We start from the raw sequence: 21,212 nt of genomic DNA, 5'->3' as shown, positions 1-21,212 counted from the left end.
AGCGCCGACTACAGGTATGCGGTCTGATTGACCAGTCGCACGGCGGAACCGCCGTCACCGAAGAACTCGGCGATGCTCAGTGACGCCAGATCCAGGTGCAGGCGGTACAGAATGCCGGGCCCGGCATCGAGCGCCTGGCGCAGGATGGTCTTGATCGGAGTCACGTGCGAGACCACGAGTACCGTTGTCGCGCCGTGCTCGGCGATGATCCGGTTGCGGGCCCGCCGAATCCGGTGGGTCACCGAATCGAAGCTCTCGCCACCGGGTGGCGCCACGCTGGTGTCCCCCAGCCAGCGGCCGTGCAACTCCGGATCCCGTTCGGCCGCTTCGCGGAAGGTCAGCCCTTCCCAGGCACCGAAGTCGGTCTCGATGAGGTCGTCGTCCACGGTGACGTCAAGGCCGAGCGCATTCGCCGCCGCCTTCGCGGTGTCCAGTGCGCGCTGCAGCGGAGAGCTGATGACGGCCGAAATGCCGTCGATACCAGCGACATACGCCGCGGCCGCCGCGGCCTGCTCACGCCCCAATTCGGTGAGCGGAGGGTTGCCCCGGCCCGAGTAACGGCGGTGCACTGATAGCTCGGTCTGCCCGTGGCGCAGCAGCAGGAACCGGGTCGGCGCACCCACGGCGCCGGTCCATCCGGGCGCGGCTGGTTGTGCCGCAGCAGCTTTCGGCGCCGGCTGAGCCACCGACACCGGAGCCGCCACCGGAGCCGCCACCGATGCCGACGCAGCGTCCATGGCCTCGTTGGCCAACCGGTCGGCGTGCGAGTTCTGCGCCCGCGGAATCCACGTGTAGCTCACCCGCCCGAACCGCCGGGCCAGCGCCACCGCCTCGCGGTTCAGCGCGATCAGGTCGGGGTGCTTGACCTGCCAGCGGCCCGACATCTGCTCGACCACCAGCTTCGAATCCATCGACACCGCAACGTCATCGGCGTCGAGAGCGGCCGCGGCCTCCAGCCCCGCGATCAGACCCCGGTACTCGGCGACGTTGTTGGTCGCCACGCCGATGGACGCGCTGCTCTCGGCCAGCACCTCGGCCCGGTCATCCGAAAACACCACGGCGCCATAGCCCGCGGGTCCCGGATTGCCGCGCGACCCACCATCGGCCTCGACCAGAACTCTCACAGACCGGTTTCTCCCGCACGGAAGTCCTTGACCCGCACCAGAATCGCCCCGCACTCGGGGCAACGCAGCACATCGTCGGGCGCGGCCGCCGAAACCCGGGACAGCTCACCACGATCCAGGTCGATGCGGCAGGCGCCACAGCGGCTGCCCTGCAGCAGGCCCGCGCCGGCACCGCCCTGCTTGCGCTGCTTCTCGTACATCTCGGCCAGTTCCGGGGCCACCGAACCCAGCAGCGCCGCGCGGCGGTCGGTCGCCACCTTCCGCGATTCGTCGATGGACACCAGCGCCTGGTCGCGCTCGACCTGCGCCGAGGTCAGATCACCTTGCAGCGCGTCGATGAGAGCCAGTTCCTCGTTCCGCTCGCCCTGCAGCTCTTCGCGACGCTCCATGATCTCCAGCTGCTGCTCCTCCAGCGCGGCCTGCCGGCGCTGCAGCGTCTCCAGCTCGTGCTGCAGTTCGGCCACCTGCTTGGCACCGACCGAGCCGCTCTCCATCAGCTTCTGGTCGCGGGCCTCACGCTGGCGCACCGCGTCGATCTCGGATTCGAACTTGGCGATCTGCGCGTCCAGATCCTCGACGGCGATGCTCAGCGCCGCCAGCCGATCATTGGCCTCGCGGTGCTCGGCCTGCACGGCGTCGAAGCGCTGCTGCTCGACCAGGTGCGTCGACCGGTGCGTCAGGCGGGTCAGCGCGGCGTCCACTTCGGCCACCTCGAGCAACAAACGTTGTTGCGACACTTCAGCTTTCATCTTCACGTCTCTCAGCAGGTTATCTCGACGTTCCAGGGGTCGGTACGGATCTGGCTGACCCGCACCGGCAACGCATCACCGAATTGTGCACGCAAGACCCCGGCGGCCTGCTCGCACCACGGAAATTCACTCGCCCAATGCGCCACATCGACCAGCGCCACGTCCGATGCGCGGCGGTGCTCGTCGGCCGGATGATGGCGCAGGTCGGAGGTCACGTAGGCGTCGACGCCCGCCCGCGTCACCGTGTTCAGCAGCGAGTCGCCCGCGCCGCCGCAGACCGCGACACGTGACACCAGCGCGTCCGGATCACCAGATGCCCGCACGCCCCACGACGTCGTGGGCAGACCACGCGCGACGCGGGAGGCGAAGGCCGACAACGGTTCCGGCTCCGGCAACGAGCAGATACGCCCGATCCCCACGTCCGACGGCAGCGGCGCCAGGGTGAGGACGTCGAATGCCGGTTCCTCGTAGGGGTGCGCCGCGCGCATCGCCGTCAGCACCGCACGCCGCAGCCGCGACGGCGCGATCACCTCGACGCGGTCCTCGGCGACCTGCTCGATGGCGCCGACCATGCCGATGGTCGGCGACGCGCCCTCGTGCGGCAGGAACTGGCCCACGCCCATGGTCGCCCAGCTGCAGTGCGAGTAGTCGCCGATCTGCCCGCCACCGGCCGCGAACATGGCGTCCCGGACCGCGTCGGCGTTGACGTGCGGTACGAAGACGACCCATTTGTCCAGGTCAGCGCGCGCCTCGGCGGGGTCGAGCACCGCCTCGACCTGCAGGCCCAGTGCCTCGGCCAGGGCGTCCGACACCCCTGGCGCGGCCGCATCGGCATTGGTGTGCGCGCTGAACAGCGCCGCGCCACGGCGGATCAGCGAGTGGATCAGCGACCCCTTGCCGGTGTCGGCGGCCACGGTGTCGACACCGCGCAGCAGCAGCGGGTGGTGCGCCACCAGCAGCCCGCCGTCGGGCACCGACGCCGCGACGGCCGCCGTGGCGTCGACAGCGACGGTCACCGACTCCACGGCCTCGGCCGGGTCGCCGCACACCAGGCCCACCGAGTCCCAGCTGTGCGCCAGGGCCGGCGGATAGGCGTGGTCCAGCGCGGCGATGACGTCACGCAACGGCACACTCACCAGAGCACCTCCTGTAGGGCCTCGACCAGGACCGGCCATTCCGGCCGGACCGCCGCACGCAGGTAGCCGTCGGGCAGCCCGAAGAACGTGTCGCAGCGGCGCACCGCGATTCCCTTCTCCGCCAAGCGCTTCCGCGCCAGCTCGGCGTCCGGCACCGAGAACAGCACGAAGGGCGCGACACCGGCGGCGACGGGGAATCCGGCCGCCGTCAAGCCCGCCGCCATCTCGGCCCGCAGCTGCGCCAACCGGCGTGCCCCCGCGTCGGCCTCGGCTACCGCCTCGGCAGAGCAGCACGCCGTCAACGCCTCCAACTGCAGTGTGCCCAGCGGCCAGTGCGGCCGCTGCGCCGTCAGCCGTGCCAGCACCTCGGGTGAGCCCAGCGCGTAGCCGACCCGCAGCCCGGCCAGCGACCAGGTCTTGGTCAGGCTGCGCAGCACCACGACATCGGGCAGCGACCGGCCGGCCAGCGACTCCGGTTCACCGGGGACCGCGTCGGCAAAGGCCTCGTCGACGACGACGAGGCGCCCGGGCGCGCGCAGCGCCAGAATCTCGTCGCGGCGGTGCAGGACGCCGGTCGGATTGGTGGGATTGCCCACAACCACGAGGTCCGCCTCGGCCGGCACCGCCGCCCCAGACAGCCCGAACGGCGCGTCCAGCACCACGTGCGCGACGGGCACGCCGGCGCTGTCGAACACGGCTTGGGGCTCGGTGAACGACGGCGCGATGAGCGCCGCCAGGCGCGGCCGCAGCTGCGGCAGCAGCGCGAAACCCTCGGCGCCGCCCGCCAGCAGGGCCACTTCCTGCAGGTCACGGCCATGCCGGGCGGCGACGGCGGCGCGGGCCGCGGCCACGTCGGCAGCGGTCGGGTAGCTACCCAGATCGGTCAGACGGGCCGCGAGCCGGTCGGCCAGCCACTGCGGCGGGCCGGCGCCGCGGACGTTCACCGCGAAGTCGAGCATGCCGGGCGCCACCGCCTGATCGCCGTGATAGCGCGCCCCGGATTCCACACGTAGACCCTAATGCGCGGCGCAGGCGGCCAGATACATCAGGGACAATGACACCGTGACCCCGCAGTTGGTGCTATTCGACCTCGACGGGACGCTGACCGACTCCGCCGAGGGCATCGTCGCCAGCTTCCGTCATGCGCTCGGCGCTGTCGGCGCCGCCCAGATATGTGACGCAGTGCCCGACGACGACTTGACGGAACGCATCGTCGGCCCGCCGATGCATGTGACACTCGGCTCGCTGGGCCTGGGCGACAAAGCCGCCGACGCCATCGCCGCATATCGCGCCGACTACACCACGCGCGGCTGGTCCATGAACCGCATGTTCGACGGCATCGAGGACCTGCTGGCCGACCTGCGGGCCGCCGGGGTACGACTGGCCGTCGCGACGTCGAAGGCCGAACCGACGGCCCGGCGCATCGTCGAGCACTTCGGCATCCACGACCATTTCGAGGTGATCGCCGGCGCCAGCGTCGACGGCACCCGGTCGGCGAAGGCCGACGTCGTCGCCCATGCGCTCGCCCAGCTGGCCCCAGTGCCCGAGCAGGTGCTGATGATCGGCGACCGGTCACACGACGTCCATGGCGCCGCGCACCACGGCATCGACACCGTCGTCGTCGACTGGGGTTACGGCGCAGCCGATTTCACCGACGATTCGACGGTCCGGCGGGTCGCCACCGTCGACGAGCTACGGGAGGTGCTGGGTGTCTGACCGCGTGCACGTGACGTTCATCTGTTCGGGCAACATCTGCCGATCGCCGATGGCCGAGAAGATGTTCGCCCACCAGATCGACGAGCGCGGGCTGGCCGGCCTGGTCCGGGTGACCAGCGCCGGCACTGGCGGCTGGCACGCCGGTGACCCCGCCGACAGCCGCGCCGAACGGGTGCTGCGCGCGCACGGCTACCCCACCGCGCACGCCGCCGCGGCCATCGACGCCGACCATCTCGCCGCCGACATGATCGTTCCCATGGGCCGCAACCACACCCGCATCCTGAGCGACCTGGGCGCCGATCCGGACCGGGTGCGGATGATGCGCTCGTTCGACCCCCGTTCGGGCGCGCACGCGCTCGACGTCGAGGACCCGTACTACGGCGGCATCGACGATTTCGAGGAGACCTTCGCGGTGATCGAGGCGTCGCTGCCGGGGCTGCACGACTGGGTCGACAAGCAACTGGCGGAGCGAGGCGACTGATGCGCCGGCTCGGGTTCCTCTTCCGGCCGCAGTGGCTGGCCCTGTTCGTCGTGGTGATCGCGTTCGCCTACCTGTGCTTCACGGTGCTCGCGCCGTGGCAGCTGGGCAAGAACACCCGCACCTCCCGCGAGAACAACCAGATCGCGTCGTCGCTGAACACCGAACCCGCGCCCCTGCTTTCGGTCCTGCCGCACCAGGATTCGTCAGACCCGGACGCGCAGTGGCGGCGGCTGACGGCGACGGGCCACTACCGCCCCGAGGCGCAGGTGCTGGTCCGGCTGCGGACCGATGACGGCGACCCGTCCTATGAGGTGCTCACCCCGTTCGCGGTCGACGGCGGCCCGACGGTGCTGGTCAACCGCGGCTACGTGAAGCAGGGCGACGGTCCGGGCGTGCCACCCTTCGCCGCGCCGCCGCCGGGGACGGTCACGATCACCGGGCGGCTGCGGGACGCCGAGCCGATCATGTCGGGCAAGGAACCGTTCAAGCAGGACGGCATCCAGCAGGTGTACTCGATCAGCCCGACCCAGATTTCGCAGCTGACCGGCGTGCCGCTGACCGCGGAGTACCTACAGCTCGTCGACGGCCAACCGGGCGGTCTCGGGGTCATCGCGCTTCCCCACCTGGATGCCGGCCCGTTCCTGTCGTACGGCATCCAGTGGATCGCGTTCGGCATCGTCGCGCCGATCGGGCTGGGCTACTTCGTGATGGCCGAAATCCGGCAGCGCCGGCTGGAGAAGGCCCAATCCGGCTCGGGCACCGACACTTCCGGCGGGCCCGACCCCGAGGAACCGGCCACGCCACTCACCGCCGAGGAGAAGACCGAGCAGAAGCTCGCCGACCGCTACGGCCGGCGCCGCTGAGCCCGACGGCCACCACCGTCGCCAGCGCCTGCACCCGGCGGGTCAGTCGCACCGCGTGACGCAGATCGGCGGGCACCGGCGCGGGCCCGACGCCCAGGGTCGGCCGCATCTCCAGCCGGTGCGCGTACTGCGTCGCTCCCCCGAGGCGCACGCCCAGCGCCCCGGCGAAGGACGCTTCGGCGACACCGGCATTGGGGCTCGGGTGCTTGTGCGCGTCGGCGCGCCACGCCCGCCACGCCGCGGCGTGCCGGCGCGATGCCGCCATGACGCACAGCCCCGTCACGCGGGCCGGGAGGTAGTTGAGGACATCGTCCAATCGGGCTGCCGCCCAACCGAATCGGGTGTAGCGCGGGTTGAGGTGACCGATCATGGCATCGAGGGTGTTGGCGCCGCGGTACACCAGCAGGCCCGGCACCCCGGCGACCGCACCCCACAGGATAGGTGCCACCTGCGCGTCGGAGGTGTTCTCCGCGACCGACTCCAGCGCGGCCCGGGCCAGCCCGTCGGCGTCGAGCGCCGACGGATCACGCCCGCACAGAGACGGCAGTAGCTCGCGCGCCGCAGCCACGTCACCGCGCTCGAGCCGCGCCGCCATGTCGGCGCCGGTCCGGGCCAGCGACGTCCCGCCCAGCACGGTGTAGGTCGCCGCGGCGGTCACCAGCGTCTTCGCCACCGGACCCCGCGCGACGCGTTCCAGGCCCAGACCCAGTGCGCCCAGCCCGACCAGCAGCGCCGCGGTGTGACCGGCCCCCGCCAGTCGGTTGTCGCTGTATGTACGCCGTTCCAGGGCGGCGGCCGTCGTCCCGAACAGCGCTACCGGATGGCCGCGGCGGGGGTCGGCCCAGCACACGTCGGCCAGGTAGCCGAGCACCAGACCGGCCGCCCGCGGGGCGCTTCTGTCAAACACGCCGGGCAGCGTCTCACAGGGTGTTTACTCGGCACCATGCGGCTCGGTCCACCTCGGCATCCGAAGCGGGTTGTCGACCTCATCAACCCCGCGGCGGCACTGGCGCCGGCGGCCAACGTCATCATGCAACTGGCCCTGCCCGGCGTGGGTTACGGCGTGCTGGAGAGTCCCGTCGACAGCGGCAACGTCTACAAGCACCCGTTCAAACGCGCCCGCACCACCGGCACCTATCTCGCGGCCGCGGTGTACGGCACCGACGACGACCGCGCGCTGATCCGCCGCGAAGTCGACCGGGTGCACGCGCTGGTGCGGTCGACGGCGTCGAGCCCCGTGAAATACACCGCGTTCGATCCGAAGCTGCAGCTGTGGGTGGCGTCGTGCCTCTACCGCTATTACATCGACCAGCACGAGTTCCTCTACGGCCCGCTGAGCCCCGCGGCCGCGGACGCCATCTATCAGGACGCCCGCACCCTCGGCACCACGCTGCAGGTGCGCGAGGGCATGTGGCCGGCCGACCGCGTCGCCTTCGACGAGTACTGGAAACGCACGCTCGACGAGCTGCAGATCGACGAGCCCGTCCGCCAACACCTGCACGGCGTGGCGGCCCTGGCGTTCCTGCCCACCCCACTGCGGCAGCTGGCCGGTCCCTTCAACCTGTTCGCGACGACGGGCTTCCTGCCCGCCGAGTTCCGCACCCACATGAAGCTGGCGTGGACACCCACCCAGCAGCGCTGGTTCGACCGGCTGCTGACGGCGGTGCGGCTGGCCGACCGGGTGATCCCGCGCGACGTCTGGCTGCTGGGCTACCAGCTGTACCTGTGGGACATGCGGTCGCGCGCCCGGCGCGGAAAACCAGTGGTATGAAACAACATTCACGATCAGGAGGCATCTCATGGCATTTGCGGCCCTTAACCATGTCGCGGTCACCGTCAGCGACATGGCGGTCAGCGGCCGCTGGTACCGCAACCTGATCGGCGAGGACCCGGTGCTCGACGAACACACCGACGCCGGCTACCGGCATCTGGTGTGGGCACTGCCCGGCGGCACTCTGTTCGGCATCCACCAGCATGACCGCGACATCGAACCGGGCCAGTTCAGCGAGTTCCGGGCCGGCCTCGACCACGTCGGCTTCGGCTGCGCCTCCCGGGCCGAGCTCGTCGACTGGGCCGCCAAACTCGAGGCGCTGGGCATCACCCATGGCGGCGTCGTCGACGCGCCCTACGGCTCCGGTCTGAGCTTCCGCGACCCCGACGGCATCGCCTTGGAGTTCTTCGCGCCGCCGGAATGAGCGTCAGCGGTGCCCGCCGCCACACGCCCCGTTCACGGCCGGCCGCACCATCGCGAACGTGGCCTGGAGGGCGCCGTTGCCGTCCTTGGTGCCGCGCGCGCCCAGACACATCCCGGCGGCGATCGCCTTCGCGTCGGCAGCGGCGCTCTTGGTGTAGCGGGTATCGGGTGTCACCGTCACGGTGATCTGCGCGTTGTCGGCGTCGGTGACCATGATCGTGCTGCCGTTCACCGAGGCAACCGTGCCGTTGATGCCGTGTTCGCGCTTTCCGCCCTTCTGACCGCATTGCGCGTTGCCCGGTTGGCCGACGAGGACGTTGGCGGCCGTCACCGCGTTCCCGGTGTCGTTGCCCTTGACCGGGCGGACCGCGACGCACTCGCCGGCCGTGACGTCGGTCAGCTGGCCGGCGGCGAGCTGGGTGATGCGCGTCGAGGACGTGATGTCCACGGTCCCCGGCCCGTCTTTCCCGGTGATCGATACCGTGCCGCCTGAAACCGAGTTGACCAGCCCGGACAGCCGGTCTTTACCGCCCGGACCGCCGGGAGCCGCAGGTGCCGGGCTCGCGGACGACGGCGCTGAACTGGCGGCGGCACTGGAACCGGCCGACGGTGTGTTCGATGATCCGCAGGCCGCCAGGGACAGCGCGGCGAATCCGGCGAGAGTGACGACGCCGTAGCGCCGGGTACGGGATGTAGTGGACATGAGCCCACAGTGAACGGCCCAGCCATGAATCAGCCCAGATCTTGATATGAAGACGCTGGGCGCCGCGGTCAGCTGAGGAATTCGTCCAGCGCCGCGAGCGTCTCGTCGGGGCGCTCTTCCGCCAGGAAGTGGCCGGCGTCGATGCCGTGACCCCCAACGTCGCCGGCGTACTGCCGCCACACCTCGAGCGGCTCATACAGCCGCCCGACGACGCCACGCGTGCCCCACAGGATCAGCAACGGGCACTCGACCTTTCGGCCGCCGTCGGCGGCGTCGTGCACCAGATCGATGCTCGCCGCGGCGCGGTAGTCCTCGCACATGGCATGGATGGCCTCGGGCGTGGCGAAGCAGCGCTCGTACTCGGCCATGGCCGCGGGGTCGTAACAGTCCGTGCCGCCGAAGGCGCCGAGAAACGCCTTGAGCAACAGTGCGGCGCTCGGCTCCATCATGAGTTCGGGCAGCGGCGCGGGCTGGATGAAGAAGAACCAGTGGAAGTAGGCGGTGGCCAGAGCCTGATCTGTGTGGTCGTAGACGTACTTGGTGGGCACGATGTCGAGCAGCGCGGCCCGGGTGACAGTCTCGGGGTGGTCGAGCAGCATCCGGTGTGTCACGCGTGCGCCACGGTCATGAGCCACCACGCTGAAGACGTTGTGGCCCAACTGGTCCATGAACGCGACCTGATCGGCGGCCATCGTCCGGAAGCTGTAGTCGGCATGGTCACCGCCGCCGGGCGGTTTCGAGCTGTCGCCGTAGCCGCGCAGATCCGTCGCGACGACGGTGAACCGCTCGGCCAGCCGGGGTGCGAGGTGGTGCCACATGACGTGGGATTGCGGTGCGCCGTGGAGCAGCAGCAGCGGCGGGCCCGAGCCGCCGATGACGGCCTGAATCTCGACACCGTTGACCGCCAGCCGCTCGTCGGTGAACCCCGGGAAGAGGCCCATCAGTCGAAGACGTCCGGCTGGCCGGCGACGACCTGCTCCCACAGCGGCCGGAACTGGAACCAGGCGACCAGGTCGCTGCCGATCTGGCTGTGCACCAGTTTGGCGGTGTCGTGGTCGATGACGGTGGGCCTGCCCGCAGCCATCGCGAGCAGTTGCGCCTGGCACGACCGCTCCATCGTGACGAACCACCACGCGGCCGCCGAGACCGACGTGCCGACGGTGATCAGGCCGTGGTTACGCAGGATCGCCGCCTTGTTGTCACCGATCGCGGCGGCGATGTTCTTGCCTTCCTCTTCGGCGAGGACCACGCCGCGGTAGTCGAGGTACAGACCGTGGTCTTCGTAGAAGGGGCAGGCATCCTGGGTGAGCGGCTCGAGCGGGATGCCGAGCGCCGAGAACGCCTTGCCGTACAGCGAGTGGGTATGCGCCGCGGCGACGGCGTCGGGCCGGGCGTTGTGCACCTGCGCGTGGATCGTGAACGCGGCCGCGTTGACCGGCCGCGTGCCGTGCACGACGCGGCCCTGGTGGTCGACGCAGATGAGGTCACTGACGCGAATCTGGTTGAAGCTCATGCCGAACGGGTTGACCCAGAACAGCTCCGGGTGCTCCGGATCGCGGGCGGTCATGTGCCCGGCGACACCTTCGGAGAACCCGAACTTGCCGAACACCCGGAACGCGACCGCGAGATCGCGCTTGCGCTGCTCGCGCTCCTCCTCGACCGACAGGCCCGTGGGCGGAAGAGGTAGATCGCAGGGATCGGGCAAGGGACCGAGCGCCCGTTCCAGCAGTTGCCGCATCTCGTCGCTGATCGTGCTCACATCCATCGCCAGGCCCTTCCGACGCCGATACCGAGCAAGCATCACACGTCAGGTCGCTCGGCGGAAGGCGGGATTTGCTGACTACCGGGCAGTGAACTCGATCGGTAGGGCCGCCGGGCCACACCTGCGGCAACAACCCGTCCGCTACTGTCTCATGGGCACTGAATAGCGTTGCATGGCAATGCCTTTGGCGAATACCACCAAAGCGGCCCGCAACCACCGAAGCCGGGTTATGGTCGCTGGGTAGTCATGTGAGCCAGGACGCGGGGGTGCGTTCGTCCCTCAGCATGTGTTGGATGCCGGATCGGCCCTCGCGTCAGTTTGTCGCGTCTGCACAACCTGAGGAGCTGTCATGAGCACAGCGGCCGAGCGCGCAGCCCAATTGGGCTTGGTGTCCCGACTGAAATCGTCCTACCCGGAACTTCCCGACGCCCCCTACCCCGACATGCTGGATACGGCCCGGATCCAGGCCTACCTGAAACCGGTGCACGACGTGGGCGGCGAGCCCGACGCCCCGATGGAGTACGTCAACAAGCAGTACGAGCTGTGGGAACACATGACGTACGTCATCTGCGAGGTGCTGGCCTGGCGCGGCATCTGGTTGTCGGAGGAGCGGCGCCGCATCGGCAACGTCGACGTCGGCCGTGCGGAGTACCTGGGTCTGCCCTATTACGGCCGCTGGCTGCTGTCGGTCGCCCGGGTCCTGATCGAGAAGCATCACATCAGCCTCGGCGAACTCATGGAACGGATGGCCGAGGTGAGGGGCCGTTACGAGGGCGGGCTCGACGGCAAGACCCTCGAGGCGAAGCCCAGGTCCGAGGGCGACGGGGCGAACGTCAAGCGCAACAAGCATCACATCGAAGCCGTCGGCATCGGCGATCCGCAGATCTACGCCGGTAAGGCCGGGACACCGAAGTTCAAGGTCGGCGACGCCGTGCGGGTGCGGGAGCTGCCGGTGATCTTCTACACCCGCACCCCGGAGTACGTGCGCGGCGCGACCGGCAAGATCGCGGTGCTGGCCTACGAGAGCCCGGCGCCGGAGGACGAGACGTGGGACATCCCCGAGGCGCCGCCCGAGTGGTTCTACGTCGTCGAGTTCAACCAGTCCGAGCTGTGGCACGACTACACCGGCACAGCGAAGGACACCCTCCGCACCGAAATCCCCGAACGCTGGCTGGAAGCCGCCACCTAGCTCGAATCACCGATGCGCTCAATTCACTGATACCAGAAAGGATTTGTATGTCGGATCACCATCATGATCATGACCACGATCACGCCCGCACCGTGAAACCCATGGTCGACGAGATCACCGACTTCGAGGTCCTCGAGATCGCCCTGCGCGAATTGTGCATCGAGAAGGGCATTTTCACCGCCGAGGAGCATCGGCGGTTCACCGAGTTCGCCGAACAGATCGGCCCCACCCCGGCGGCGCGGCTCGTCGCCCGCGCCTGGCTGGACCCCGAGTTCAAAGAGCTGGCCGTCAACGATTCACTGGCCGCCAGCAAGGCCGTCGGCGTCGACTGGCTGGAGCCGACCGGCTTCGGCACCCCGAGCGATTTCGTCGCGTTCCAGATTCTCGCCGATACGCCGACAGTGCATCACGTCATCGTCTGCGCGCTGTGCTCGTGCTATCCGCGGCCGATCCTGGGGAACTCCCCCGAGTGGTACCGCACGCCCAATTACCGCCGGCGCCTGGTCCGTTGGCCGCGTCAGGTGCTGGCCGAGTTCGGGCTCTACCTGCGCGACGACATCGAGGTCCGGGTCGAGGACTCCAACCAGAAGCACCGGTTCATGGTGATGCCGATGCGCCCCGAGGGCACCGACGGCTGGACCGAAGATCAACTGGCCGAGATCATCACGCGCGACTGCCTGATCGGGGTGGCACTGCCCAAACCGGGCGTGACCACCAACGCGATCGTGACGACGCGCCCCGCCATGCACCCGGGGACGGCCGGATGACCGAGATCGCCCCACTGCGAGACATCGTGGCCCGCGACCAGGTGTGGTCGCGCATGGCCGCCAAGTGGGGTGTCGAAAACCCCGTTCCCCCATGGAAAACCAGCCTCGACGGCTTGTGCGACGCACTGGACCATTCGGCGTGCGACACCGAGGTGCTCAACTTCAAGGACCGCCGCGACGAAGAGGACGCCCTCTCCGCCACGGTGTATGCGAGCCTGCCGTACCCCGAGAGCCAGTTGGTCTCGCTCGCCCACTCGCTCGTGGCCCGTGGCGTCATCAGCGAAGCGGAGTTGCAGGAACGACTCGCCAGCGTGCGGGCCAGGCTGGAGGCCTGACGCCGCGGTCAGGACACCTTGATCCGGATGTTCTTGGTCTGCCGGAACTCACGCAGGCCTTCGATTCCGCCCGACCGGCCGAAGCCGCTGTGCTTGTATCCGCCGTAGGGGCTTTGCGGCTGGATGTCGCTTCGGGTGTTCACCCAGACCGACCCGGCCTGAAGCTGCCGTGACACCGTATGGGCGCGGCGCAGATTCGTGGTGTGGACGAATGCGTTGAGCCCGTAACGGGTGTCGTTGGCCAGCGCCACCGCTTGGGCGTCGTCGTGGAATCGCAGCACCGACACCACCGGCCCGAAGGTCTCCTGCTGGGCCAGCGGTGAGCGGTTGTCGACGTCCGCGAACACCGTCGGCTCGACGTAGAACCCTGCGGCCAGCTCGCCGCCGATCCGGTTGCCGCCCAGCACGAGTTCGCCGGATCCTTCTGCCGTCGCCCGCGCGATGGTACCCAGGATGCGGTCGACGGCGGCCTGGTTGATGACCGGACCGAAGAGGACATCGGAGCGCAGCGGGTCGCCGATCGGCGCCCGCGTGACAGCGGCGAGGAACTTGTCCAGAAACGCGTCATAGACATTGTTGTGAACCAGGATTCGGCTACTGCAGGCACAACTCTGCCCGGCCTGCATGATCGGCCCTTGGTGCGCGGACAGGTTCGCGGCGGCATCCAGATCGGCATCGTCGAAGATGATGGCGGCGGCGGTGCCCCCGAGTTCGGCGACCACCGGGGTGATGTTCTCGGCGGCGGCGGTCAGCACCCGCCGGGCAGTGGCGGTGCCGCCGGTGAAATGAATCTTGCCCACACCGGGGTGCCGCACGAGCGCCTCGCCGCCGTCCGCGCCCGCGGGCAGCACATTGACGAGGCCGGCAGGTAGGCCGGCCTCCAGGCAGAGTTCGCCGAACCGGAGTGCCGCCAGCGGCGCGAGTTCCGACGGCTTCACGATCACGGCATTGCCCGCGGCCAGGGCCGGTGCGACCGCCAGCCCGATCACCACCAGGGCGCCGTTCCATGGCGCGATGACGCCCACGACGCCGTACGGTTCATGCTCCACCAGGTTGAGGTCGAAGCCGCCCGCCACGGGAGTGCTTGCGCCATCGGCCTTGTCGACGTATCCGGCGTAGAACCGGAAGAACCGTTCTGTCAGCACCGACGTCGCGGCCAACGACGTCGGCACGCCGTAGTCGTGGGTGTTGATCCGGGCGAACTCCCCGTGGTGCTCACCGAGGAGATCGGCCAGATCGAACAGGATGTCGCGGCGCCGGTCGGGCGGGTACGACATCCAGGTTCGCTGCGCCCGCGCCGCCGTCTCGACCGCACTGTCGACTTCCACGGCGCCGGCCATCTCGACGACGGCATTCACCCGACCGGTGCCGGGATACACGTGGCGGTGGGTCCCACCGGATGATCCCGTAACCCGATCCGCACCGAGAAGCAATGCACCACTGGGTAATTCGTTGCCGCTTGCGATGATGCGGTCCTTTCGATGGCCGACTATGCGTCCTGCTGTGCCTGGTGCGCCGCATCCGGGTCCGGCAGCGACTGCACATCGCCGTCGACACTGGAGGTGATGGTGCCGGTCAGCGCCTGCTGGAACGCGTTGATGTTCGCGTCGGCCGTCAGATAGCCGGTGTGGGCGCCGGTGACGGTGATATCGGCCAGGTAGTGGACCGTCGTCTGACTGGCGTTGTAGTCGGCGGATTCGGTGCCGTTGAGAATCTCGCCCAGTTCGTTCACATAGTTGGTGTAGGTGACGGTGCGGATGGTGCGCGTCGGATCGTTCGCGTCCGGCGCCTCGGTCACCACCGCGGTACCACCACCCACACCCGAATAGGTGCCGGTGGCCGGCAGCGGTGTGGTGGCGGCGACGTAGCTGCCGAGGGCCGGTGCCCACGAATCCGAGCTCGGCGTCGACCGGTCCGCCGCCACCGGGCCGACGCTGGTGGTGTACTTCAGGTTCGCGATGACCAGTCGGGACACCGTCGGATCAGCGGTGCTGGACTCCCAGAACGTGACAGCGGTGCCGTCGGGATTCCAGCTCGGCATGCTGCGGGCCGCGTATCCGTCGCCGGCATCGAACAGCGGAATACCGTTCTCCCGGTTGAGTTCATCACCGACCTGGACGATCCATTCCTGGTTCGAGATGTTGACCGGGGCGGCCCACTCCAGGTACACGGGTGCGCCGACGTACACCGGCAGGAAGTTCTGTCGGATGATCCGCGTCATCGGGGTCAGCGCATTCAGCCCGCGGGTGCTGCCGATGGCGATCCACTGCATGTTGGGCGAGTAATCCATGTCCTCGTCGTAGTCGAGGTTGGCCGTCACCCTGGTGACCTTGCCGGTGGCGAGGTCAACCTCGATGTCGTCGACATTGCCCGCATCAAATTGGCCGCCGAGGATCACCACGCCCTTACCGTCCGGTGTCCACTGCTTGCCCTCGCCGGTCGGGTACACCACCCGGGCGTCGGTGACCGTGTAGCCGGTATCGGTGCGGGTGAGCGTGCCGACGATCGGCAGGGCCTGCAGCAGGTTGTTGGGCCCGATCACGATTCGGGTGTACAGCACGTGGGTGCCGTCCGGCGACACCCGCATCTCGCGTTGCGGATCGATGGCGTAGCCACCGCCGGCCGGCGTGGTGATCGAAACCAGCTGGGTTCCGTTGATTCCGGTTTCCAGCATGGAGTAGCGCGGCGTCTGCCCGGCGACGTTCACCAGCACCAGTACCCGGCCCGAACCGTCGTCGACGGGAACGGGTTTAGCCAGATTTCCGGTTTCGCCGACGCTGACACCGCAAGTCACACATTGCAGCGCGGTTCCGTCGGTCTTGATCTGGTAGATCTCCGAGCGGCCCCCGCTGGTCGGCTGGCCGGCGAAGAAGATGGATTGGCCGTCGGCCGAGTAACGCGGATTCGCCGGGCTGGCAATGGTGTCGGGCAGGTTCAGGATCACCCGCTGGACTTCGGGGTTGAGCACCGAAACGTCGATGCCGGCCTTCGCGCTGTGCGGGCTGAACAGGCCCAGCAGGTTGAACTTGCCGTCTGTCACCGACACTGAGAACGAATCGGTCTGCACCGCGGTGTAATTGATGTCGCCGGTATCGCGGCGGTGGCCGGTATCGTGGCGGTGGCAGCCGTCGCGGCAACCGCCATCGTCTGTGTCGTGGCGGCCGTGGGGGCAACTGCCGCTGCGGTCTTGGCCGTGGCATTGGTGCTGACGGCCGCGGTGCTCGCCGCTTGCGCGGAGGGCGAGGCGGTGGTGGTCTCCGCAGGCGCCGGCTTGGCCGGGGATTTGGTGCTCGCGCCCGGCTTGGACGAGGCCTTGGCACTCGTGCGCGGCTTGGCCGCCACCGATGCCGCACCGCCGCCGGCACTTTCGTGTGCGTCGCCCTTTGGAGTCGTCGATGAACTGCCGGTATGGGCTCCCCCACTGCTGCTGACGACCACGCCCGAGCCCACCTCGGCGCTCGACGAGGTCGATCCGGACGTCGGTGACGTGCCTGCTGTCCCTGCGACCGAAGACGATCCGGTGCCACCCGAGCCGCTCGCCGATTCGGTCGTCCCGGTCGTTCCCGTGCTGCCCGCCGTTGCGGTTGTACCGGTGTTCGTCGTCGATCCGCTCGCGGCACTGCCCGCGGTACCCGGGGACGTCGACCCACCCGGTGCGCTCGCCGAGCTCGTTGACGATGAACTCGCCGACCCGCCAACGGTATCCGCGACGGCCACTCCGTGACCGGTCGCCACCGCGGTGGCCAGCCAGGCCGCGACCGCCAGGCCGCCATACCCGCCGATCTTGGCGGCTCTCGGACAGGAGTGGGACGCAGGCGCCTCGGGTGCTACTGAAGCGAACAGCGGGTTGATACGAGAGCTGTTACTGGCCATGGTCTTTGGCTCCGTTGCCGTTGGGTTGATGGCTATTCGGTTGGGTTGCTGATCAGGGTTACTTGAGCATGCTTCCGGCGTCGACGGTCATGGGAAGACCTGTCACATAACGGGATTCGTCCGAGGCCAGGAACAACACCGCATTGCTGATGTCCACTGGCTCGACCCAGCCCACCGGCAGCACGTGCATCATCTGCGCGACGACCTTCATGTCGTCCGGACCCGGGTTCTCCAGGTCGGGCCGGAACAGCTTCATCGTGCCCTCGTTCATGAACAGCGGGGTGTTCACATTCGTCGGGTGCACCGAGTTCACCCGGATCGAGTGGTGGCCCAACTCCACGGCGAAGGTCCGCATCAGCCCGACCACGCCATGCTTGGCCGCGATGTAGTGCCCCGTGTGCGGGTAGGCCTTGAGTCCGCCCACCGAGCTGGTCAGAATGATCGATCCACCCTGCCCCTGCGAGATGAGATGCGGCACTGCAGCTTTGACCGACTTCCAGACGCCGGAGAGGTTGACGTCGATCATGTCGGTCCAGTCTTCTTCGCTGGTATGGTCCAGCGTCTGGCCACCATTGCCGATACCGGCATTGGCACAGATGATGTCCAGCCGGCCCAGCTGTTCGACGCCGTTGTCGACAGCGGCCTTCACCGCGGCGTAGTCGCGCACGTCGACCTCGGCGGTGACGATGCGCCGGTTCAGCTGCTTGACCAGATCCGCCGTTTCGGCAAGGTCGTCCCGGGTCGCGGGTGCGATCTGGGGGTTGCTGCTCACGGGACCACAGATGTCGATGGCGATGATGTCGGCGCCCTCTTCGGCGAGCCGCACGGCGTGACTACGCCCCTGACCACGGGCCGCTCCGGTGATGAATGCGACCTTGCCCTCTACCCGTCCCGCCATGAATCCACCTCGCTGTTGGTTGTCGCCGCCGCCGCGGAATGGCGGTCCGGCCGTCGATCCCAAAAATTGGTCGATCGATCAGGAACCATGGCATGCGACGCGGCGCAGTGTCAATGACGAGATTCAAGAAAGCCGGCGACGCCGCCGAAGTCACCGAGCGGACGGGCGCGACGGCCCGTCCGGCGACAGGTCAGTCGCGCACGACTTCCGCAGCCTTCGTCAGCAGCTCGATCTGCCGGTCGATGAACGCGCGGAGTTCCTCATGCCCCCGGGTCACACCGACTGCATTCTCATTGCCGACGCTGCGCGCGATCTGAGCGACGATCATGGAGATCACCACCGGCGGGTACGCGTCCAGATTCACGCCGGCGGTCCGCAGAACCAGCGTCACCGCCGCGGTTTCGATATCGCGCACGCGTTCCGAGTACGCCTTCAATTCGGCGCCAACGGCCTTGCGGTGGTTGGCCAATGCCATGAATTCGGTGCTCAACACCGTCTGTCGCGGGTCACTGTTGATCCGCCACAGCGCGCGCAGCGGGTCCTCGTCGAGCAACACTTCCCGCAGCCGCTCCAGAGCCACTTCCCCGCCGGCACGAAGCGCCTCGACGAACAGGTCGTCCATGGTCGGGAAGTAGTAATAGACCAACGCCTGCTTGACGCCGGCCTGGGCCGCGACCCGCCGCGAGGTGGCCGCGGCGTATCCCTCGTCATGCATGATCTGCACCGTCGCCTCGATCAGGCGCTGTCGGGCACCGCCGTCATCGGCCTTCGATTTGCGTGCCTGGGTCATCGACGAACCCGCCCCGAAATGCTTGACCGGCCGTCGCGGCGCGTGATAGGCATACGGCAGTCTAACATTTTGATCGATCGATCAGGAGTTGCTGTCATGCAGCCCAAGTCCACAGTGGCCGACCTCGCCGACGTCGACTACTTCACGAACCCCGACATCGCCCAGGACCCGTACGCGTACTGGGATCATCTGCGTCAGCAGGGGCCTGTCGCTCGCGAACCGCACTACGGCGTGGTGGCGGTGACCGGGTACCAAGAAGTCCAGTCGGCCTTCAAGGATGTCGATTCGTTCTCGGCGGTCAATGCCATCGGCGGCCCGTTCCCGCCGCTCCCGTTCACCCCGGACGGGGACGACATCAGCGAGCTCATCGAGGCGCACCGTCACGAGTTCCCGATCTTCGAACACATGGTGGTGATGGATCCGCCCGAGCACGAGAACGCCCGATCCCTGCTGAGCCGGCTGCTGACCCCGCGCCGCCTGCAGGAGAACTCGGACTACATGTGGGGCCTCGCCGACCGGCAGTTCGACGAGTTCATCGCGAACGGCCGGTGTGAGTTCCTCGGCGAGTACGGCAAGCCGTTCGCGACGCTGGCGATCGCGGATCTACTCGGCGTACCCGAGGACGATCGCCCCGAGATCCGGCGCAACCTCGGAGCCGGCAACGTACCGGGATCCGCAGTCGGCGCCCTCGACCACGAGCCTGTGGGCTCCAATCCCCTTCAGTACCTTGACGATCTGTTCAGCGGCTATATCGCCGACCGGCGCGAGCACCCGCGCGAAGACGTGCTGACCGGGCTGGCCACCGCCACCTATCCCGACGGCTCCGTCCCGCCGCTGCTCGAGGTGGTGCGGCCGGCGACGTTCCTGTTCGCCGCCGGGCAGGAAACCGTCACGAAGCTGCTCAGTTCCGCCGTCAAGGTGCTGGGCGACAACCCCGGGCTGCAGCATCACCTGCGGGAGAACCGCGACCTGATCTCCCCATTCATCGAGGAGGCGCTGCGCTTCGAGAGCCCCACCAAGGTGGACTTCCGCCTCTGCCGCAAGTCCACCACCCTGGGTGGCGTGCCGATCAAGGCCGGCACCGTGATGATGCTGTGTCTCGGGGCGGCCAACCGGGATCCCCGAAAGTTCGACAATCCCAACGAGTTCCGTCTCGATCGCAAGAACGTGCGCGAACACATCGCCTTCGGCCGTGGCATTCACACGTGTGCCGGCGCTCCCCTGGCTCGGGTCGAGGGCCGCGTCACCATCAACCGCCTGTTCGATTTATCTGTAGGTACGGGCGTGTCAGGTGAGTTCTCGGTGCTGTTGACGGCGGTTATGCGCGGGAATTTCATGTTCTGGCTGATGTCGTTTGCGTCTGGTCGTGCTCTGCGCAGTCTGAAACGTACGTTTGAATCGACGAATGTTAATTGACAGGCGTCAGGGGAATCGTGACGGCGGGTGCCGTCGACGCAACATTTCCCCCAAGGTCCGTCCGGTGTCGGATCGGTGACCGTCACTGCGCTGGCTCCTCGTTGCCAGCCCCCGCGCAAAGCTCTCGCTTGACGGCCCGCTGCGCTCATAGAATGTGACAGCGACTCAAACATAAGTGAGGTGACGCGATATGCCGCGCAGAGTGAAACGCGTAGTCGTCAGTCCTGCCGCAGTCGCCCGCGCGGGTCGGCGGTCCATTCGCGCGTCGGCGAAACTAGAGGGTCGTGTCGTTCCGGAGGGGCACGTACGATCGGCGGCCGTTGAACGCTACCTCTCCCGATGCGTACTCGATCGTAAGCACTCGTCGGAAGGCGAAACGCCTTGACTCCGAACGAGAGCGTCGCGGTACGAAGTGCTCATGGCGGCGTTACGGGGCGAAATTTGGCCCGTACTGGCCCGGGGCTGCGGTCATCACGAGAGCCGAGCGCGAACAAGTATTGGGCCATAACGAAATTTGCGGCGGCTCGTCGGAACGTGACAATAGTTGGCGCACTATCACTGCCCCAAACCGGACCCACGGCCCTCAGCTGTCGGGTTCCCGCCCAGAGAAAAAGCGACAGTCAGCCATGACCTCGACTCTTTCGGGGGTCTGCTGCACGAATAGGTGACATCTGAGTTGGCTTGCCCCGGACGGGCGAGCTGGAAGGATGTCTCTGTGCCCAGGCCCTACCCCCGTGAGTTCCGCGACGACGTCGTGCGCGTGGCCCGCAACCGCGGCGACGGTGTGACGATCGAGCAGATCGCCACCGATTTCGGGGTTCACCCGATGACGCTGCACAAGTGGATGCGCCAAGCCGATATCGACGAAGGCGCCAAGACCGGCAAAAGCACCAGTGATTCCGCTGAACTGCGCGAGCTACGACGCCGAAATCGGTTGTTGGAACAAGAGAATGAAGTCCTGCGGCGGGCGGCCGCGTATTTGTCGCAGGCCAATCTGCCGGGAAAAGGCTCTACCCGCTCGTAAGTGAGCTCGCCGCCGACGGGATTCCCGTTGCGGTGACGTGCCGGGTACTCAAGCTCGCCCGCCAGCCCTACTACCGCTGGCGGGCCAATCCCATCACCGATGCCGAGATCATTGAGGGCTCTTCATGATTGAGGGTGTAGAACGGTCAGCTGCTGTCGGCCTGTGATTGGGGTGTCTGGTTGGCTGGGTGTG

General features: G+C 68.0%; 23 protein-coding genes. 11 read left to right on the top strand and 12 right to left on the bottom strand.

The annotated features are described in order from the left end of the window. Window positions 1–8: 8 nt before the first annotated feature. From ACJH7A_RS14795 to cobC, 4 genes are read right to left on the bottom strand one after another with little or no spacing between them, the layout of a single operon-like run. Window positions 9–1,124 (bottom strand): bifunctional RNase H/acid phosphatase, encoded by a 1,116-nt coding sequence (locus ACJH7A_RS14795; RefSeq protein ID WP_406774992.1) that lies wholly within the window; start codon window positions 1,122–1,124, stop codon window positions 9–11. Continuing rightward, complete coding sequence (locus tag ACJH7A_RS14790) at window positions 1,121–1,873, bottom strand: zinc ribbon domain-containing protein (RefSeq protein ID WP_226521375.1); 753 nt, start codon at window positions 1,871–1,873, stop codon at window positions 1,121–1,123. Before ACJH7A_RS14790 ends, ACJH7A_RS14795 begins: the two co-directional genes overlap by 4 nt. Before the next feature lie 11 nt (window positions 1,874–1,884). Then, window positions 1,885–3,009: a Nif3-like dinuclear metal center hexameric protein gene (locus tag ACJH7A_RS14785; RefSeq protein ID WP_406802216.1), complete on the bottom strand. Its 1,125-nt coding sequence runs from the start codon at window positions 3,007–3,009 to the stop codon at window positions 1,885–1,887. Continuing rightward, window positions 3,006–4,016 (bottom strand): Rv2231c family pyridoxal phosphate-dependent protein CobC, encoded by a 1,011-nt coding sequence (gene cobC / locus ACJH7A_RS14780; RefSeq protein ID WP_406802215.1) that lies wholly within the window; start codon window positions 4,014–4,016, stop codon window positions 3,006–3,008. Before cobC ends, ACJH7A_RS14785 begins: the two co-directional genes overlap by 4 nt. A 55-nt stretch (window positions 4,017–4,071) precedes the next feature. Here cobC and ACJH7A_RS14775 point away from each other — a divergent pair, with 55 nt between their 5' ends. The 3 genes from ACJH7A_RS14775 to ACJH7A_RS14765 are packed head-to-tail and all read left to right on the top strand — an operon-like array spanning window position 4,072 to window position 6,069. Then, window positions 4,072–4,725, top strand: a complete 654-nt coding sequence (locus ACJH7A_RS14775; RefSeq protein WP_406802214.1) for an HAD-IA family hydrolase — start codon at window positions 4,072–4,074, stop codon at window positions 4,723–4,725. After that, entirely contained in the window at window positions 4,718–5,206 is a 489-nt protein-coding gene (locus tag ACJH7A_RS14770) for a low molecular weight protein-tyrosine-phosphatase (protein ID WP_226521371.1), read from the top strand. The genes ACJH7A_RS14775 and ACJH7A_RS14770 overlap by 8 nt, the downstream gene beginning before the upstream one ends. After that, window positions 5,206–6,069, top strand: a complete 864-nt coding sequence (locus ACJH7A_RS14765) for an SURF1 family protein (RefSeq protein ID WP_406802213.1) — start codon at window positions 5,206–5,208, stop codon at window positions 6,067–6,069. Before ACJH7A_RS14770 ends, ACJH7A_RS14765 begins: the two co-directional genes overlap by 1 nt. On the opposite strand, the gene ACJH7A_RS14760 is transcribed toward ACJH7A_RS14765, so the two are convergent. Then, entirely contained in the window at window positions 6,011–6,976 is a 966-nt protein-coding gene (locus ACJH7A_RS14760; RefSeq protein ID WP_406802212.1) for a cobalamin biosynthesis protein, read from the bottom strand. The genes ACJH7A_RS14765 and ACJH7A_RS14760 overlap by 59 nt on opposite strands. 36 nt (window positions 6,977–7,012) lie before the next feature. Between ACJH7A_RS14760 and ACJH7A_RS14755 the strand changes: the two genes are divergently transcribed. Together ACJH7A_RS14755 and ACJH7A_RS14750 are read left to right on the top strand one after the other, a co-directional pair. Beyond that, a complete protein-coding gene (locus ACJH7A_RS14755; protein ID WP_064859965.1) occupies window positions 7,013–7,840 on the top strand; it encodes an oxygenase MpaB family protein in 828 nt (275 codons plus the stop codon). Window positions 7,841–7,868: 28 nt separating this feature from the next. Further along, on the top strand, window positions 7,869–8,264 hold the full coding sequence (locus tag ACJH7A_RS14750) for a VOC family protein (protein WP_406802211.1): 396 nt from the start codon (window positions 7,869–7,871) through the stop codon (window positions 8,262–8,264). Between the two features lie 3 nt (window positions 8,265–8,267). Here the strand turns inward: ACJH7A_RS14750 and ACJH7A_RS14745 are convergent, their stop codons facing one another. The 3 genes from ACJH7A_RS14745 to ACJH7A_RS14735 form a co-directional block, all read right to left on the bottom strand. Then, window positions 8,268–8,966, bottom strand: coding sequence for a DUF5666 domain-containing protein (locus tag ACJH7A_RS14745; protein WP_406802210.1), 699 nt, complete (start codon window positions 8,964–8,966; stop codon window positions 8,268–8,270). Window positions 8,967–9,034: 68 nt separating this feature from the next. Then, the gene (locus ACJH7A_RS14740; protein ID WP_406802209.1) at window positions 9,035–9,907 is read right to left on the bottom strand and encodes an alpha/beta fold hydrolase; all 873 of its coding nucleotides are present in this window, start codon (window positions 9,905–9,907) and stop codon (window positions 9,035–9,037) included. After that, window positions 9,907–10,704, bottom strand: a complete 798-nt coding sequence (locus ACJH7A_RS14735; RefSeq protein ID WP_406802247.1) for a class II aldolase/adducin family protein — start codon at window positions 10,702–10,704, stop codon at window positions 9,907–9,909. The genes ACJH7A_RS14740 and ACJH7A_RS14735 overlap by 1 nt, the downstream gene beginning before the upstream one ends. A 373-nt stretch (window positions 10,705–11,077) precedes the next feature. Between ACJH7A_RS14735 and ACJH7A_RS14730 the strand changes: the two genes are divergently transcribed. The 3 genes from ACJH7A_RS14730 to ACJH7A_RS14720 are packed head-to-tail and all read left to right on the top strand — an operon-like array spanning window position 11,078 to window position 13,019. Further along, window positions 11,078–11,917 carry an SH3-like domain-containing protein gene (locus tag ACJH7A_RS14730; protein ID WP_406802208.1) on the top strand — a complete coding sequence of 280 codons (840 nt, stop codon included), beginning with the start codon at window positions 11,078–11,080 and terminating at the stop codon, window positions 11,915–11,917. 47 nt (window positions 11,918–11,964) lie between these two features. Beyond that, window positions 11,965–12,684 (top strand): thiocyanate hydrolase subunit gamma, encoded by a 720-nt coding sequence (gene scnC / locus ACJH7A_RS14725; protein WP_226521365.1) that lies wholly within the window; start codon window positions 11,965–11,967, stop codon window positions 12,682–12,684. Then, window positions 12,681–13,019 (top strand): nitrile hydratase subunit beta, encoded by a 339-nt coding sequence (locus ACJH7A_RS14720; protein ID WP_226521364.1) that lies wholly within the window; start codon window positions 12,681–12,683, stop codon window positions 13,017–13,019. Before scnC ends, ACJH7A_RS14720 begins: the two co-directional genes overlap by 4 nt. Window positions 13,020–13,027: 8 nt before the next feature. Here the strand turns inward: ACJH7A_RS14720 and ACJH7A_RS14715 are convergent, their stop codons facing one another. Beyond that, window positions 13,028–14,488 carry an aldehyde dehydrogenase family protein gene (locus ACJH7A_RS14715; protein WP_406802246.1) on the bottom strand — a complete coding sequence of 487 codons (1,461 nt, stop codon included), beginning with the start codon at window positions 14,486–14,488 and terminating at the stop codon, window positions 13,028–13,030. A gap of 20 nt (window positions 14,489–14,508) precedes the next feature. Beyond that, the gene (locus ACJH7A_RS14710; RefSeq protein WP_406802207.1) at window positions 14,509–16,059 is read right to left on the bottom strand and encodes a hypothetical protein; all 1,551 of its coding nucleotides are present in this window, start codon (window positions 16,057–16,059) and stop codon (window positions 14,509–14,511) included. Between the two features lie 60 nt (window positions 16,060–16,119). Here ACJH7A_RS14710 and ACJH7A_RS14705 point away from each other — a divergent pair, with 60 nt between their 5' ends. After that, window positions 16,120–16,743 (top strand): hypothetical protein, encoded by a 624-nt coding sequence (locus ACJH7A_RS14705; protein ID WP_226521362.1) that lies wholly within the window; start codon window positions 16,120–16,122, stop codon window positions 16,741–16,743. Between the two features lie 207 nt (window positions 16,744–16,950). On the opposite strand, the gene ACJH7A_RS14700 is transcribed toward ACJH7A_RS14705, so the two are convergent. Together ACJH7A_RS14700 and ACJH7A_RS14695 are read right to left on the bottom strand one after the other, a co-directional pair. Continuing rightward, complete coding sequence (locus ACJH7A_RS14700; protein WP_226521361.1) at window positions 16,951–17,790, bottom strand: mycofactocin-coupled SDR family oxidoreductase; 840 nt, start codon at window positions 17,788–17,790, stop codon at window positions 16,951–16,953. A gap of 190 nt (window positions 17,791–17,980) precedes the next feature. After that, window positions 17,981–18,580 carry a TetR/AcrR family transcriptional regulator gene (locus ACJH7A_RS14695; RefSeq protein ID WP_138248548.1) on the bottom strand — a complete coding sequence of 200 codons (600 nt, stop codon included), beginning with the start codon at window positions 18,578–18,580 and terminating at the stop codon, window positions 17,981–17,983. Between the two features lie 114 nt (window positions 18,581–18,694). Here ACJH7A_RS14695 and ACJH7A_RS14690 point away from each other — a divergent pair, with 114 nt between their 5' ends. Both ACJH7A_RS14690 and ACJH7A_RS14685 read left to right on the top strand, forming a co-directional pair. After that, window positions 18,695–19,996: a cytochrome P450 gene (locus tag ACJH7A_RS14690; RefSeq protein WP_406802245.1), complete on the top strand. Its 1,302-nt coding sequence runs from the start codon at window positions 18,695–18,697 to the stop codon at window positions 19,994–19,996. A gap of 664 nt (window positions 19,997–20,660) precedes the next feature. After that, window positions 20,661–21,020: a transposase gene (locus ACJH7A_RS14685; RefSeq protein ID WP_406802206.1), complete on the top strand. Its 360-nt coding sequence runs from the start codon at window positions 20,661–20,663 to the stop codon at window positions 21,018–21,020. Window positions 21,021–21,212 lie beyond the last annotated feature (192 nt).

Source organism: Mycobacterium sp. SMC-17 (assembly GCF_045310915.1).
GTDB lineage: Bacteria > Actinomycetota > Actinomycetes > Mycobacteriales > Mycobacteriaceae > Mycobacterium.
Note: the sequence above shows the minus strand (reverse complement) of the source record. Positions and strands in the feature narration are given on the sequence as shown.

Bases quoted from the DNA above. Each gene is read 5' to 3' on its own strand.
- ACJH7A_RS14695 (WP_138248548.1), bottom strand. From the start codon at position 18,580: ATGACCCAGGCACGCAAATCGAAGGCCGATGACGGCGGTGCCCGACAG.
- ACJH7A_RS14745 (WP_406802210.1), bottom strand. From the start codon at position 8,966: ATGTCCACTACATCCCGTACCCGGCGCTACGGCGTCGTCACTCTCGCC.
- ACJH7A_RS14735 (WP_406802247.1), bottom strand. From the start codon at position 10,704: ATGCGGCAACTGCTGGAACGGGCGCTCGGTCCCTTGCCCGATCCCTGC.
- ACJH7A_RS14730 (WP_406802208.1), top strand. From the start codon at position 11,078: ATGAGCACAGCGGCCGAGCGCGCAGCCCAATTGGGCTTGGTGTCCCGA.
- ACJH7A_RS14720 (WP_226521364.1), top strand. From the start codon at position 12,681: ATGACCGAGATCGCCCCACTGCGAGACATCGTGGCCCGCGACCAGGTG.
- scnC (WP_226521365.1), top strand. From the start codon at position 11,965: ATGTCGGATCACCATCATGATCATGACCACGATCACGCCCGCACCGTG.
- ACJH7A_RS14750 (WP_406802211.1), top strand. From the start codon at position 7,869: ATGGCATTTGCGGCCCTTAACCATGTCGCGGTCACCGTCAGCGACATG.
- ACJH7A_RS14740 (WP_406802209.1), bottom strand. From the start codon at position 9,907: ATGGGCCTCTTCCCGGGGTTCACCGACGAGCGGCTGGCGGTCAACGGT.
- ACJH7A_RS14755 (WP_064859965.1), top strand. From the start codon at position 7,013: ATGCGGCTCGGTCCACCTCGGCATCCGAAGCGGGTTGTCGACCTCATC.
- ACJH7A_RS14790 (WP_226521375.1), bottom strand. From the start codon at position 1,873: ATGAAAGCTGAAGTGTCGCAACAACGTTTGTTGCTCGAGGTGGCCGAA.
- ACJH7A_RS14700 (WP_226521361.1), bottom strand. From the start codon at position 17,790: ATGGCGGGACGGGTAGAGGGCAAGGTCGCATTCATCACCGGAGCGGCC.
- ACJH7A_RS14765 (WP_406802213.1), top strand. From the start codon at position 5,206: ATGCGCCGGCTCGGGTTCCTCTTCCGGCCGCAGTGGCTGGCCCTGTTC.